Below are 14139 nucleotides of genomic sequence, written 5' to 3'. Positions count from 1 at the left end.
AGGGGGTTCACGCTGGACGTGCGCGGGCTGCCGCGAAAGGGCGCCGGATGCGGCCGTGGCTGGCGGTTCGCATGACGCGCACGGGTAAAAAATCTCGAACGGGCATTCTAGCCGATCCACCCGGCAGACTGACCCGTGCGGCGGCGAATTCCGCCTATTTGGGATTGCGCGCGGGAACGGACACATTGCCGCAATGCAGCAATGCGCCCGCACGAGCGGCAGACGCCCGGCGGGCCGGAACGGCGGCCCGTCAGACGATCAGGCGCAACAGGGTGAATACGATCATCCCGACGACGATCGTGCCGAGCATGCTGCGCCGCCACAAAAACCAGCCGAGGCCGGCGAGCGCCGCGTAGAACGGATGGTTGGACAGCGCGAACGACAGCCCGGCCGGCGTTTCGAGCACGTCGGGCAGCACGACGGCGACCAGCGCGGCGGCCGGCGCGTAGCGCAGCGCGCGCTGCGCGCGTTCGGGCAGCATGGTGCGCTCGCCGCCGATCAGGAACAGCGCGCGCGTGACGGCCGTGACGATCGTCATCCCGATGATGACGATCCAGATCTCGGTCGCGCTCATTCGATCTCCTTTTCCTGCACGGTTTCGGTGCGGATGCGCCGCCAGTCGGCCCGCTCGACGAAGAAATCGGCCGTGCAGCCGGCCGCCAGCGCGGCGAGCACCGCGAGCGGCAGCGCGAGCCGGTACGGCAGATCGAACGCGACGAGCGACACGACGCCGGCGACCGCAACGGCCGCGAGCGTCGAGCGGTTCGCGACCGCCGACACCATGATCGGGATCAGCGCGAGCGTGCCGGCCAGTTCAAGCCCCCAGCTCGCCGGGAAGAAGCTCGCGAGCAGGATGCCCGCGAGCGACGACACCTGCCACGACACCCAGCTCGCGAGCGCCATCCCCCAGAAATACGCTTCCTTGCCCGGCACGTGGCCGTAGGCGAAACCTTGTTTCTGGAACAGCAGGTAGATCACGTCGCCGTTGAAATAGCCGATCGCAAGGCGCCGCCACAGCGGCAGGTTGGAAAAATGGGGAGCAAGCCCGGCGCTGAAGATCACGAAGCGCGTGTTGACCATCGCGGCCGTGAGCAGCACGGTCCAGATCGGCAGCTTCGCGGCGAGCAGCGGCAGCACCGCGAGCTGCGACGAGCCCGCGTAGACGAGCAGCGACATCGCGCTCGCCTGCCCGAGCGTCATGACCGACTTGCTCATCGCGATGCCCGTGACGAGCCCCCAGGAGAGGATCGCCATCAGTGTCGGGGAATAGTCGCGCGCGCCCTGGATCAGCGCGAAGCGGTCGGTGGCGGACAATCGAGCGAGCATGGGAAAGCGGGCCGCAGCGGGCGGTTCGTCGGGACGCCGGCGCCTCCTGCCGGTACGCCCCATCGTTATTGGAATCGGTACCGGGCGATTATAGCGCCGCCCCTGTGCCGACCGACCGGATCGCCGCCAAATGACGCTAAAATAAGCGTCTTTCCGGCTCAACGCTGCACACAACCGCATCCCAGGAGAATCCTATGTCAATGGCCGACCGCGACGGCAAGATCTGGATGGACGGCAAGCTGATCGACTGGCGCGACGCCAAGATCCACGTCCTGACCCACACGCTGCACTACGGCATGGGCGTCTTCGAAGGCGTGCGCGCGTACAAGACGGCCGACGGCAGCACCGCGATCTTCCGCTTGCCCGAGCACACGAAACGTCTGCTGAATTCGGCGAAGATCTTCCAGATGGACGTGCCGTTCGACCGGGAAACGCTCGAAGCCGCGCAACTCGAAGTCGTGCGCGAGAACAAGCTCGAGTCGTGCTACCTGCGCCCGATCATCTGGGTCGGCTCGGAAAAACTCGGCGTGTCGGCGAAGGGCAACACGATCCACGTCGCGATCGCCGCGTGGCCGTGGGGTGCGTACCTCGGCGAGGACGGCCTCGCGAAGGGCATCCGCGTGAAGACGTCGTCGTTCACGCGCCACCACGTGAACGTGTCGATGGTGCGCGCGAAGGCGTCGGGCTGGTACGTGAACTCGATCCTCGCGAACCAGGAAGCGACGGCCGACGGCTACGACGAAGCACTGCTGCTCGACGTCGACGGCTACGTGTCGGAAGGCTCCGGCGAGAACTTCTTCCTCGTGAACAACGGCAAGCTGTACACGCCCGACCTGTCGTCGTGCCTCGACGGCATCACGCGCGACACGATCATCACGCTCGCGAAGGACGCCGGCATCGAGGTCATCGAGAAGCGCATCACGCGTGACGAGGTCTACACGGCCGACGAAGCGTTCTTCACCGGCACGGCCGCCGAAGTCACGCCGATCCGCGAGCTCGACAACCGCACGATCGGCAGCGGCGCGCGCGGCCCCGTCACGGAAAAGCTCCAGTCGGCGTTTTTCGATATCGTGTCGGGCAAGAACGCGAAGTACGCGCACTGGCTGACGAAGGTCTGAGTGCGCTACGCCACCGACCGCCCCACAAAAGAGTGATAAGAGAAAGTCTCATGAGTGAAATCAAGGAAATGCCGCTGGTCGAGCTGACGGCCAAGGATCTTCCCGCCTACTGCCCGAACCCGGCCATGGCACGCTGGAGCGCACACCCGCGCGTGTTCATCGACGTCTCGCACGGCGAAGCGCGCTGCCCGTACTGCGGCACGCGCTACAAGCTGCGCGACGGCGAGGTCGTCAAGGGCCACTGAGCCCGGGCGGCCGGGCCCGCGGGCCCGCCGACTCGCAAGGCGGCGCAGCCGGATGCCGGCGCGCCGCCCTTCTCCATTCTGGCAACCCGAACGCGGCGCCCGAGCGCCGTGCTTCATTACGACATCGGAAGTCGATTTGATGCGTCGAGCGCTGGTTATCGCACCGAACTGGATCGGTGACGCATTGATGGCGCAGCCGCTTTTTGCGCTGCTGAAGAAACTCCATCCCCGCATCGCGATCGATGCCGTCGCACCCTCGTGGGTCGCGCCCGTGCTCGAACGGATGCCCGAGATCCACGATGTCTACGCGACCGATCTCGCGCACGGCAAGCTGCAGCTGCTGCGCCGCTGGCAGCTTTCGAGCGACCTGCGCGACGTCGGCTACGACGCGGCGTACGTGCTGCCGAATTCGCTGAAGTCCGCGGTGATCCCGTGGCTCGCGAACATCCCGTTGCGGATCGGCTACACGGGCGAGCACCGCTACGGGCTGTTGAACGTGCGGCACGCGAACCCGACCAAGTCGGGCGAGCGGCCGCCGATGACGACCCACTACGCGGCGCTCGCGTACGCGCCGGGCGCGAAGCTGCCCGAGTCGATGAAGACGCTGCCCGCGCCGCGCCTCGACGCCGACCTGAACGAGACGGCGCGCGTGTCCGCGCGTTTCAATCTCGATACACGCAAGCCCCTCGTCGTGTTCTGCCCCGGCGCGGAATACGGCCCGGCCAAGCGCTGGCCGCCCGAGCACTTCGCGACGCTCGCGACGATCGTCCACCAGTCGTTCCCGTACACGCAGATCGTCGCGCTCGGCTCGCAGAAGGATGCCGCGGCCGCGCAGGCGATCGCCGACCACGCGCCGAACGTGCGCAACCTGTGCGGGCAGACGTCGCTGTCCGAGGCGTGCGCGCTGATCGCGCGCGCGAACGCGGTCGTCACCAACGATTCCGGGCTGATGCACGTCGCCGCCGCCTTGCGCCGGCCGCTCGTCGCGTTGTACGGATCGACCGATCCGCGCCACACCCCTCCGCTGTCGGACCTGGCGAAGGTACAATGGCTGCATCTCGAATGCAGTCCCTGCTTCGAACGCGAGTGCCCGCTCGGCCACCTGAAGTGCCTGCGCGAACTCGGTCCCGAGCAGGTATTCGGCGATTTGCGCGGCATGCTCGTCGGGCAGCGCTGACCCTGGCCGGCAGCGTCGCACGGCGCGCCGGGCAATCCGATTCACCGGTGTGCGGCGGCCCCATCCGGGCCGCCGTGCTGAATACGGCGCGCGACGCGCGCGAGAGATAACCCCGATGCCACGTTTTGCCCGCCTTTTCGAAGCCGCTGCCGATACGCTGAACGCCTACTACCAGGCCGTCGCCGATGCCAATCTCGACGCGCTGCTGGCGTTGTGGATCGACGAGGATTTCGCCAGCTGCGTGTGGGCGGACGGCGAGCATCTGCACGGCCTCGACCAGATCCGCAGCGGGCTCGCCAACCGGCTCGCGACGCGCCCCGTGACGATCGAACCGCTCGACATCCGCGTGTACGACAGCCTCGGCACGGTCGTCTATACGATCGCCGAAGCGCATCAGCAGGCCGACCTGACGGCCGAACCCGACATGGTTTTCGCAACGTACGTGATGATCCACGAACGCGGCGAGTGGCGCATCGCGCACATCCACGCGAGCCCGATTCCCGAACAAGCGGCCGGGCAGTTCGCCGCGAAGATCCGTCATGGGCAGGGCCCGCTGCACTGACGAAAAGACGAAGCAACGCATACGCGGGGCGATCATGAGTACGGCTTCTCCGCCCACCTCGCCGCTCGCCGGGGCCCCGGCCCCGGACGACGACACACTGCGCTATCGCGCACCACGCTGGCTGCCGAACAGCCATGCGCAAACCATCGTGCCCGCGCTGTTCGCGCGACGACCGACCGTCGCCTACCGGCGAGAGCGATGGGAAACCCCCGATCACGACTTCATCGATCTCGACTGGGTCGCCCATCTCGACAGCGCCGCGCCGCCGCCCGATGCGCCGCTGTTCGTGCTGTTCCACGGCCTCGAAGGCAGCTCCGGCTCGCACTACGCGCTCGAGATGATGGCCGCCGCGCGCGCGAAGGGCTGGCACGCCGTCGTGCCGCACTTTCGCAGTTGCAGCGGCGAGATCAACCGCCAGCCGCGCTTCTATCACCTCGCCGACAGCGCCGAAGTCGACTGGATCCTGCGCCGGCTCGCCGCGCAGCATCGCGGGCCGCTGGTCGCGGCGGGCGTGTCGCTCGGCGGCAACGTGCTGCTGCGCTGGCTCGGCGAGCATCGCAGCGACACGTCGATCCTGCGGGCCGCCGCCGCGATCTCGACGCCGCTCGACGTGCACGCGGGCGGCCGCGCGCTGTCGCAAGGCTTCGCGATGGTCTACACGCGCAGCTTCCTGAAGACGCTCAAGCGCAAGGCGCTCGCGAAGCTCGACCAGTATCCGGGGCTGTTCGACCGCGACGCGATGCTGCAAGCCGTGACGATGCGCGACTTCGACGAAATCGTGACCGCGCCGCTGCACGGTTTCGCGGACGCGGACGATTACTGGACGAAGGCGACGACGCGGCCGCTGCTGCCCGCGATCGACGTGCCGACGCTGATCCTCAACGCCCGCAACGACCCGTTCCTGCCCGAATCGGCGCTGCCGGGCCCGGCCGACGTGTCGCCGGCCGTCGAGCTCGACCAGCCGGCGGCCGGCGGGCACGCGGGATTCATGACCGGGCCGTTCCCCGGCCGTCTCGACTGGCTGTCGGCGCGGGTGTTCGGCTATTGCTCGAAATTCGTCGACCATGGATGACATCGTCAGGCAGGCACTCTCCAAATGGCCGAACGTGCCGCACTGCACCGGCTGGTTGCTGCTCGACCGGCGCGGTGAGTGGCGGCTGCGCGACGACGCGGCGCAGGCGGCCGGCGAGCTCGGCTCGCCGATCCGGCATGCGGCGCTGAACGCGTTCATCGGCCGCAACTACGAATGCGACGCGCAGGGCCAGTGGTTTTTCCAGAACGGGCCGCAGCGCGTGTACGTCGAGCTCGCCTATACGCCGTGGGTCGTCCGGCTCGCCGAGCGCGACGGGCAGCTCGCGCTCACCGACCAGACCGGCGCGCCGTTCGAACCGGATGAAGCGTGGCTCGACGATGCCGGCGGCGTGCTGTTTCGCGATGCCGGCGCACCGCCGCGCATCGCGGCGCTGCACGACCACGATCTCGGGCTGTTCGCCGATCATGCGGACTTCGACGCCACGCCGCCCGTGCTGCGCTGGCGCGACGGGCGCACGCTGCCGCTCGGCAGCATCGTCTGCGCGGACGTGCCCGCCCGGTTCGGCTACGTCGCAAGCCCGGCGCGGCAGGCACAACGAGCGCGCGACGCGGCCGACAGCGGCACCTGATACGCAACCGCCCCGCCCGCGGTCCACGCGCGACGGCCGCTACCCGCGGCCGTTCTTCTCGTCTTCGCGCTCTTCCTTGTAGCGCGCCTCGAATTCCAGCAGCCGCGCGCCGATGATCGACTGGTCGTAGAACGACACGTCCTTCGCGTCGCGCGCTTCCTTCAGCTGGCGGATCGCCGACGGCCACGCGCCGTCGAGCGCGAGCTTCTCCGCAAGCGCGCGGCGCCGCGCGGGCACGTCGCCCTTGCCGTCGCTCGCCTTCGCAAGGTAGTCCCACCAGTCGGGTTGCTCGGGATCGGCCTTCGCCTGCGCGCGGGCGAGCGCCTGCGCTTCGGCGAAACGGCGCGCGGCGATCAGCGCCTGCAGGTGCGCGACGATCGCCGCGTGCGACGCCGGCCAGCGCCGCTGCGCGAGCGCCGCGAGCCGCACCGCGTCGTCGGTCCGGCCCGCGCGGCGCGCGAGGTCGGCAGCCAGCACGTCGAGGCTCGGCGAACTCGTCGCCGGATCGTCCTCGCGCCGCTCGCGCACATCGAACGCCGTGCGCGCCGACGCAAGCGCCTTGCCGGCCGCGTCGTATTCGCCGAGCAGCCCGTTCGCGAGCGCGATGCCATACCAGTTCGCCGCGACGTTCGGCGCCGTGCGGTCGTCGATCTCGAACTGCATCCGCCGCGCTTCGGCCGCGATGTCGGTCGGCGCACGGTTCTGCAGGATGCGCAGCCGCGCGCGCACGAACCCGTATTCGGCCGACTGGCGCGGCTGCCGGTACGGCGCGCGGCGCGCGCGATCTTCCATGTCCGCGATCCGCTCGCCGGTCAGCGGGTGCGTGCGCGCATAGGCCGGCACGCCCGCGTCGCCCATCGACGCGCGTTCGAGCCGCTCGAAGAAACCCGGCATCCCGTACGGGTCGTAGCCCGCGCCCGCGAGCAGCTGGAAGCCGACACGATCGGCCTCGCGCTCGGCCGAACGCGAGAAGCGCAGCTGGTTGTCCACCGCGTACGCCTGCCCGCCCACCGCGATCGCGCTGCCGAGATCGCCGCTTCGCGCGAGCACGCCGGCCAGCACGCCGAGCAGCATCGTCGCGAGCGCCGTGTAGCCGGTCTTTTCGTTCGCGCCGATCATCCGCGCGATGTGCCGCTGCAGCACGTGGCCCATCTCGTGGCCGACCACCGACGCGAGCTCCGACTCCGTCTGCGTCGTGACGACGAGCCCGCTGTTGATCCCGATGAAGCCGCCCGGCATCGAGAACGCATTGATCTGCGGGTCGCGCACCGGGAACAGGTCGAAATCCGGCGTGTAGCCGCCGATGAAACGCGCGGCCGCCGAGGTGGCGAGCCGCGCAGCCATCGCGTTCAGGTAGTCGCGCACGAGCCAGTCGTCGAGATAGTCGGGGTCACGCCGCACTTCGCGCATCACGCGCTCGCCGAGCCGGCGCTCGGCCCGCGGCGTGAGCGACCCGCCGGAGCCGTCGCCGAGGTCGGGCAACTCGAGCGCGCGAAGCGGCGCGCGCAGGCTCGCGGCCGGCGCCGACGCGCCGTCCGTGCCCGCAAACCGGCTCTCCGCGCCGCCGTACGTGCCGAACACGCCGGTCGCGATGCCGGACGGCACGGTGGAAATCGACGCGGCGGCACCGCCCGCCGGCTCGAGCGGTGGTGCGGACGCGCTCTGCGCATGGCCGCTCGGCGGCAACGCGAGCGCCGCCGACAGCGATACGGCAAGCAACTGTTTGACACGCATGGCAGGATGAAAAACGACGCCGTCCCGCGCGCCGGGCGCGCATCGCGGCGTTTGGTCTGAATATTCGGGTCATTGTACCGGCGCCATCGCGACTGTCTCGTGCCGCGCATGCGTCATCTGCGCCCCCGGCAGCGCGAACGCCGCTGCTATGATAGGCGCCCGTTGAGACGGAGCATGACATGTCAGGACTCACCCATTTCGACGCCGCCGGCCATGCGCACATGGTCGACGTCGGCGGCAAGCAGGAAACCCAGCGCATCGCGATCGCGCGCGGCACGATCCGGATGCTGCCGGCCACGTTCGCGCTGATCCGCGACGGCAAGGCCAAGAAAGGCGACGTGCTCGGCGTTGCGCGCATCGCGGCCATCCAAGGCGCCAAGCGCACGGCCGACCTCATTCCGCTGTGCCATCCGCTCGCGCTGACGCGCGTAGCCGTCGACTTCGAACTCGACGACGCGCTGCCGGGCGTCCACTGCGTCGTGCAGGTCGAGACGTTCGGCCGGACCGGCGTCGAGATGGAAGCGCTGACCGCCGTGCAGGTCGGGCTGCTGACCGTCTACGACATGTGCAAGGCCGTCGATCGCGGGATGGTGATCACCGACGTGAGCGTGCGGGAAAAGCGCGGCGGCAAGTCGGGCGACTGGAAGGCGGAAGAGTAAGGGATTGTTTTATAAGCTCTTCCTTTCGTGCCGTATCCACCCACCCGGCGGCGGCGTCGTCTGACGAAATCGCCTCGAACCTGACTGCGAGCATACGAAAAATCGGTCTTGTCCTACTCCTGTCCCACAGGAGACTGGAATGGCCTCAATTCGCCAGCGAGACGGGAAATGGCAAGTACGTGTTCAGCGTAGAGGAGCCGCCGACGAAGCAAACACCTTCAGCACTCGCGCAGATGCGGAGCGATGGGCGCGATCCGTCGAAATTGAGATGGATCGCGGAAACTTCGTCAGCCGTAGCAAGGCCAAAGCAAACATCCTCGAAGACATCATCAGCCGCTTCATCAAGGACGTATGGCGCTTCATGAATGAAATCGAAGCGGGCGACTTCGTTGTCGCGTATTCACCCGCAAACCGCACCTAGCCCCCGACGAATGTTTGACGTTCTAGCAATAGTCGGAATTCAACGATTGGAACGGCTGCGCCTTGCGGCCAGCATTGCTTTCAACTCATCAATGTCAATGGCTGGGCGTTGTGTATGTAGCATTGCATGGCAATTCGGGCATACAGGTCGAAGATCGGCATGAGGATCAACCTCATATTCAATGCCAATGCTAGCAATGTCTTTAAGGTGATGTACGTGAATGAATCCACGCCCCATGTCGCCATATATTTTCTGAAAATCGAACCTGCATACATAACACACCGCACCCCAATGCTGTATGCAGGCCGACCGTGCACGCGAATCACGCTCGTACTGACTGACAAGCACTTGTCGCGTCGCGCCTTCGATGAACTTACGGTTCTCGAAGTCATGCGGAGATACTTCATCTGGATAGATCGGCGCCGCGGTGACCGATAATCGTGCTGAGAACCGCTCATGAAGCGTTCGCTCTTGACGGCATACGGACCGCCGAACTGGCTCTAGATATTCGATGTGCGTCCACAGCGATTGCAGCGCCAGTTTCAGTCCAGCGTGCCCGAATTCTTGATGAATGCGATCCAGCAAATATTCCGCCGTCGCCCCCGTGAGCGTCCGTCGATAGCGTTCACCACGCCGCATGTGCTGGTAGTTCCGAATGCAAGCGGAGGCTACTGCCCTTGGTACGCCGTCAGCTTCGAGTCCGTCGAGTGCCCGTGCAGGCTTCTGGCCGTCCGAGTAGACACGCTTCGCGGCTTCGTACATTGCTGAAATCTGATGTGGAGAGAGAGGCATGGCTGTAGATCCGTGAAGAGACAGCGGACGCTTGTGTCAGGACACCGTTAGGTTGATACGGCAAGAGTCCCCAAAGGCATTGTCACAGACGTGCGAAACCGAAGCATGGCGCTATGCCCTAACGGTTGCACAGCATCACTCCGGCAACTGTTGCGCTCTTAATTGACGGGTAGCCGTGTCGATCCATACTCGACAGTAAATATCCTTGCTTTCCCCATCTTGAGGATGAATTCGAACATGAAGCCTTGCTGCCGTCCCCGAGACCCAGCACATATTGCCGCCAAAGCCTGATCCGGTCGGACCACTCAATCTGATGTCTTTGTCGTCGGCGTGGGGCGGTTCACGCGAAAACCAGTATGCAACGAACACCGTCTTCTTCGACTTCGGCGGCAGGTCAAATTTTTCGACAAAGCGCGGACCGGTCGAGCCATCGTGCTGCGGCGCGTTCATGACATACGCGTTGCAGCTCAAATGCACGTCGGACCTGTTCTGCACGATAGTCGCCACGCTATAGCCCCGACACTCCTCGTTGAAAGCAAAGTCAGGCGACCGCACGTCGTCCGTGATCAGCATGTTGAGGGGAGCGATGCGCCAATAAGCCTTCAGAAAAGCTGCGAACAGGTATACAACAAACCCGATGGCCCAACTGACAGCCGCGATAGCAAGATTGTTCGCAATTTGATTGGGGATATCACCAATTCCGACCTTCGGCAGTATGTAGCCAAGAACGGCCGCACTCAGCAGCGTCGGCCATCCGAATGCTTGCGCAACGGCATCTCGAATTGCATATCGAAGCCAGTGCCAAAAGAAGCGTCCAACCGTGCCCGTCTGCATAACTTGATCTTGGTAGTTTACGCGGCCTACAGCGCATCCAGTTGAATCGCGTCAGGAACCCGATCAAACATGGAATGGACTTCCAGTTTAACTTCCAAGAATCCGGTCGTTGGCCTTTGCTCACCACCACGCGGTTGCCATTGCGCGAAATCCATAGGGACAGCATCCATCAGAATTTGCGTACCGGGCGGAAACGTAGCCTTTTGTTCAAGCCAGCTATAGAAGCCGGTTCCGCTAATGCCAACGTATCGTTCAAGCTGTTGGCAAACCCGCTCCGCCGCAAACGAGATCGCGGAACATTGATATTCTTCGCCAGCACGCACCGCGACTGTCTGTGGTTTGTCGAACACTCCCCGGAAGTTCACTACCCATCCGAAGCCTGAGACTTCCGCTGTGTTATCGAGAAGATAGTTCGTGAACCAGTCGATCACCCTCTTCCCAGCAATGATGACATTTCCCGCGTCGAAGTGGACAGGTTGTGCTGGTTCATTGACAAAATGGAGCGATAACGAGAGCCGTCCCCATCGGATAACGTCTGCTTCCCACCGCGTGCCGATAAAGAAATTCCTGTTTGCAGGATCGTTGTCCAGCAACGAAAGCGCCTGCACGCCATAATGCGCACATTTCGCCAGCGCCGGTTTGGTGAAACCGCGACGCGATACCAGTACCTTGAAGTTGGCCTTGATGTCGTGCGCCTTCGTGACGAACGCGTCAACGTCCGGCGTTCCGACCTTGCCGCCCAAATCCTTGCACTCGATGACTCCCAACATCCGTTGACCAGCGAACGTTCCCCGCACGACCACATCAAACTGCCGTCTTTGGCCGAGACGGTCGATCAGAAATTCGCTGTGCGTCACGGTAGCTTGCGGATCGATCTGCGACTGAATCGCGGCAACCACCTTCTCGAAGGCGATGCCCGGCTGTTCAGGTTTTGCGCGGCGTGACTTCTTCATCGTGGCAATCGAATCAGGGTGGCATCGTAGACATTATGCCTTTCGGCCAATCCCTCGACACCTGACGAAATCACGAAGCACACGTCAGCAACGCCGCCTCAATCCCTTCCAACGGCCCTGCAAGATCGCGGGCATCAAGGCTGATGTAATGCCGGTGTCACACATCACCGCGCTTCGATGCATGTCCAAGGGTGCGGGACATCGACCATAGCACTGACACCGTAAGTGATGGCAACGCCACGGGCCAATCTCACCGTTGGCTGGAATACTAGTCACCCAATCGGAACGCCGGTAGCGCCAGCAACCGAATCGCCATACTCATCGCGAAGGTGGCATCGGTAAGTAAGTGAGTCTCTGCCGGAATCATACTGTTCAAGACACGTCGAGAGAGATTCGAGGGATCATCGATTGAACGGTAGTGCGTCAGCGGGTTGCGCAGATTCATGAGACGACGCAGATCATCAGCATCCTGCACGGTGATGACATCACGCGACACGCATCGCTTCAATGTGTCGTTGAATGACACGCGGTCCGGTAACTCTTCTGCATCGAGGCCGATGGTAAGGTATGCGGCAAGCATATGTTCGGCGAGACCTTGACACAGCAATACAGTCGCAACGTAGTTGCCGTGAACAAAGCTAGACCGTGCTTCCGTCCACGCGGCAGAAGCCGTCTCGCCACCCGGCATCAATGTCCCCAATGAACCGAGCGCAACAGAAAGGTCCGCAAGCTGCCGGAACCGCGCGACCTTACCCACCAGATCATCGTGTAGGTCCGCAACCAAGATACGGAACGCGTCAACGTCGTTGATGGTGTCCAATAGTTCGGACTGTATCTGATCTATCACCGCTGGTCGCTCTACCGTCGTTTGCCTGTCCGAATCTCTTCGCCGATGCGCTGCATCTCCGCATCAGCCGCGCGCCATTCAGCATCTGCTGCATCTAGTTCGTTCAGGTCGTCGGCGGACGGATTTCCCGATCCGTGTGGGAGAAACTGCCTAGTGACACTGATGAAGGCTTTCTGCCGCCGTTCAAATGCCTGACGCTCACGCTCAAGAGCGGCTTGTTCTTCGGCGCGTTTTTCTTCCGGGGTCATCGGTATCTCCTGTCAAGAAAGCCAACGAGCAAGCGTCATCTGACTATGTTCGGCACTTCGTTGACGACCATCGTCACTTGATGCCGTAATAGCCCCCAAGGGCATCGGCCAGCAACTTCCCACCGGCAGCAATCCCGATACTCCACGCGCCGCTGATTGCCTTCTCGGACATCTTCCCCATCCAAGCCTTCACTTTCGGACCGAATTGCTTCGTTTCGGCTACGGCCTTCGGATCGTCATCGTCTACAGCGGCCTTCAGTTCGTCCACATCCCCTTCGGCGACGCCGGTGTCCTTGAAGGCTTTCGCCAGTGCGGCGAAGTCGCCCTTGGTCACGGTGTTCGTAATCGTGGTTTCGTTACTATTCCCGATCACGACCGTCGCGTTGTCACCGAACACCGCTGATGCGAACATCCCGGCAGCATCGATGCCTTTCGCCGCTTCCTTCATATTGTCGTCTGCCACGTCACCAAGTTGATCTTGCACATTCAGCACGAAATCCAACAAGCGCGACCGAATCTCGATCAGAACACTTAAAATTTGGGTCGCTTCAATCTGCGTCCAAGCACTCGTGACCCACGCATTTTGGATCGCCTTGCCAAGCAAACTGTTGAATTCTGGTGGGATGGGGATCGACAGACTGGTGTCTGGCTTCGCCGCGAATTGTTCGAGCACACCCACCGATTCACGCAACGAGGCTTCCAACAGACTCTTGCGCACGTCGTCCGGCAAATGCGTGGTTGGTAGTCCGTGCTTGGAAAACTGCCACGCGCTGTTCTGAACGTTTCCCAACAATCGTGCGCCAACAACGCGATAGGCGGGTACCGGCTTGCCGTCGCCGTATCCGTTCAGCTCGTCGTTAACCCAATCGGCAAGTTCCTTGTGTCCGATCCGGTGCAGCAGAACCTTCATCTTCAGAAGCGCGTCCGTCAGCGAACCGTCCTTGTCGCTCAACAACGTCACGATGTCCTTTAGCAGTTGCATCTCGACCTTACGTCCGAACATGATGGTCAATTCTACGTGAAGGAGATAACTGACGAGAGTAAAGTCACCTGAATCTGTTCGAGCGGCCCTGCGACATCTCGGGCATCGAGACTCGTGTAATGCCGGTGCAGCACGTCGCCACGCGTCGGCGCATACTCCAGAATTCGACGCAGGATCGCATCAGAGATGCCACATCGTGCCGCGACATGTACTTCCGTCCGACCGGTTCAATCGCGTAAACTTGCGGCACAGTGCGGTCGCGATTGTTGTCCCAAATCCGTCCCGCTGCTGTCCCACTTCATCAACCGAGTGGGACAAGATCGAATGGATCGAACGCAGTAAGTCATTGATTCAAAAGGTCGTCACCCAAGGCCACAAGCCGTATCCACACATGTGCAAGGCCGTCGATCGCGGGATGGTGATCACCGACGTGAGTGTGCGGGAAAAGCGCGGCGGCAAGTCGGGCGACTGGAAGGCGGAAGACGCGCCGGGTTGAGCGTCTAAGCCGCCGCCGGCCGGCAAATTCGAGATACAACCCGTAATCTCATACAATTACCGAATTCCGCACGAGAGAGCGTGC

General features: G+C 63.7%; 17 protein-coding genes and 1 pseudogene. 9 read left to right on the top strand and 9 right to left on the bottom strand.

The genetic code is table 11. From position 1 onward, the window contains the following. Positions 1 to 250 precede the first annotated feature (250 nt). Together BBJ41_RS15660 and BBJ41_RS15655 are read right to left on the bottom strand one after the other, a co-directional pair. The gene (locus BBJ41_RS15660; RefSeq protein WP_069747157.1) at positions 251 to 574 is read right to left on the bottom strand and encodes an AzlD domain-containing protein; all 324 of its coding nucleotides are present in this window, start codon (positions 572 to 574) and stop codon (positions 251 to 253) included. Next, positions 571 to 1326 carry an AzlC family ABC transporter permease gene (locus BBJ41_RS15655; protein WP_069747156.1) on the bottom strand — a complete coding sequence of 252 codons (756 nt, stop codon included), beginning with the start codon at positions 1324 to 1326 and terminating at the stop codon, positions 571 to 573. The genes BBJ41_RS15660 and BBJ41_RS15655 overlap by 4 nt, the downstream gene beginning before the upstream one ends. Positions 1327 to 1520: 194 nt before the next feature. On the opposite strand from BBJ41_RS15655, the gene BBJ41_RS15650 reads away from it, so the two are divergent. From BBJ41_RS15650 to BBJ41_RS15625, 6 genes are all read left to right on the top strand, one after another. Further along, complete coding sequence (locus BBJ41_RS15650; protein ID WP_069747155.1) at positions 1521 to 2444, top strand: branched-chain amino acid transaminase; 924 nt, start codon at positions 1521 to 1523, stop codon at positions 2442 to 2444. 50 nt (positions 2445 to 2494) lie between these two features. Further along, positions 2495 to 2689: a zinc-finger domain-containing protein gene (locus tag BBJ41_RS15645; RefSeq protein WP_006749970.1), complete on the top strand. Its 195-nt coding sequence runs from the start codon at positions 2495 to 2497 to the stop codon at positions 2687 to 2689. A 139-nt stretch (positions 2690 to 2828) separates the two neighbouring features. Then, on the top strand, positions 2829 to 3866 hold the full coding sequence (waaF, locus tag BBJ41_RS15640) for a lipopolysaccharide heptosyltransferase II (RefSeq protein WP_069747154.1): 1038 nt from the start codon (positions 2829 to 2831) through the stop codon (positions 3864 to 3866). Positions 3867 to 3981: 115 nt separating this feature from the next. Then, positions 3982 to 4428 carry a nuclear transport factor 2 family protein gene (locus tag BBJ41_RS15635; protein WP_034178922.1) on the top strand — a complete coding sequence of 149 codons (447 nt, stop codon included), beginning with the start codon at positions 3982 to 3984 and terminating at the stop codon, positions 4426 to 4428. Positions 4429 to 4462: 34 nt separating this feature from the next. Continuing rightward, a complete protein-coding gene (locus tag BBJ41_RS15630; protein ID WP_069747732.1) occupies positions 4463 to 5500 on the top strand; it encodes a hydrolase in 1038 nt (345 codons plus the stop codon). After that, on the top strand, positions 5493 to 6089 hold the full coding sequence (locus BBJ41_RS15625) for a DUF2946 family protein (protein ID WP_069747153.1): 597 nt from the start codon (positions 5493 to 5495) through the stop codon (positions 6087 to 6089). The genes BBJ41_RS15630 and BBJ41_RS15625 overlap by 8 nt, the downstream gene beginning before the upstream one ends. 39 nt (positions 6090 to 6128) lie before the next feature. On the opposite strand, the gene BBJ41_RS15620 is transcribed toward BBJ41_RS15625, so the two are convergent. Then, entirely contained in the window at positions 6129 to 7823 is a 1695-nt protein-coding gene (locus BBJ41_RS15620) for a M48 family metalloprotease (protein WP_069747152.1), read from the bottom strand. A 179-nt stretch (positions 7824 to 8002) separates the two neighbouring features. Here BBJ41_RS15620 and moaC point away from each other — a divergent pair, with 179 nt between their 5' ends. Together moaC and BBJ41_RS39160 are read left to right on the top strand one after the other, a co-directional pair. Further along, the gene (gene moaC, locus BBJ41_RS15615) at positions 8003 to 8482 is read left to right on the top strand and encodes a cyclic pyranopterin monophosphate synthase MoaC (RefSeq protein ID WP_069747151.1); all 480 of its coding nucleotides are present in this window, start codon (positions 8003 to 8005) and stop codon (positions 8480 to 8482) included. A 139-nt stretch (positions 8483 to 8621) separates the two neighbouring features. Beyond that, the gene (locus BBJ41_RS39160) at positions 8622 to 8903 is read left to right on the top strand and encodes a hypothetical protein (protein ID WP_175972565.1); all 282 of its coding nucleotides are present in this window, start codon (positions 8622 to 8624) and stop codon (positions 8901 to 8903) included. Between the two features lie 39 nt (positions 8904 to 8942). On the opposite strand, the gene BBJ41_RS40450 is transcribed toward BBJ41_RS39160, so the two are convergent. The 6 genes from BBJ41_RS40450 to BBJ41_RS15590 form a co-directional block, all read right to left on the bottom strand. Then, positions 8943 to 9695 (bottom strand): HNH endonuclease, encoded by a 753-nt coding sequence (locus tag BBJ41_RS40450; RefSeq protein WP_156814795.1) that lies wholly within the window; start codon positions 9693 to 9695, stop codon positions 8943 to 8945. 135 nt (positions 9696 to 9830) lie between these two features. Further along, the gene (locus BBJ41_RS15610; RefSeq protein ID WP_069747150.1) at positions 9831 to 10529 is read right to left on the bottom strand and encodes a hypothetical protein; all 699 of its coding nucleotides are present in this window, start codon (positions 10527 to 10529) and stop codon (positions 9831 to 9833) included. 26 nt (positions 10530 to 10555) lie between these two features. After that, positions 10556 to 11482, bottom strand: a complete 927-nt coding sequence (locus tag BBJ41_RS15605; RefSeq protein WP_069747149.1) for a restriction endonuclease — start codon at positions 11480 to 11482, stop codon at positions 10556 to 10558. A 268-nt stretch (positions 11483 to 11750) separates the two neighbouring features. Continuing rightward, positions 11751 to 12302 carry a hypothetical protein gene (locus BBJ41_RS15600; RefSeq protein ID WP_236872033.1) on the bottom strand — a complete coding sequence of 184 codons (552 nt, stop codon included), beginning with the start codon at positions 12300 to 12302 and terminating at the stop codon, positions 11751 to 11753. 38 nt (positions 12303 to 12340) lie between these two features. Next, positions 12341 to 12577, bottom strand: coding sequence for a hypothetical protein (locus tag BBJ41_RS40445; protein ID WP_156814794.1), 237 nt, complete (start codon positions 12575 to 12577; stop codon positions 12341 to 12343). Between the two features lie 73 nt (positions 12578 to 12650). Then, positions 12651 to 13580, bottom strand: coding sequence for an AbiTii domain-containing protein (locus BBJ41_RS15590; RefSeq protein WP_236872032.1), 930 nt, complete (start codon positions 13578 to 13580; stop codon positions 12651 to 12653). A 370-nt stretch (positions 13581 to 13950) separates the two neighbouring features. Between BBJ41_RS15590 and BBJ41_RS40440 the strand changes: the two are divergent. After that, positions 13951 to 14055: pseudogene (locus BBJ41_RS40440) on the top strand (cyclic pyranopterin monophosphate synthase MoaC); the annotation flags it as partial. Between the last annotated feature and the right edge of the window lie 84 nt (positions 14056 to 14139).

This window comes from Burkholderia stabilis (assembly GCF_001742165.1).
Lineage (GTDB): Bacteria > Pseudomonadota > Gammaproteobacteria > Burkholderiales > Burkholderiaceae > Burkholderia > Burkholderia stabilis.
Note: the sequence above shows the minus strand (reverse complement) of the source record. Positions and strands in the feature narration are given on the sequence as shown.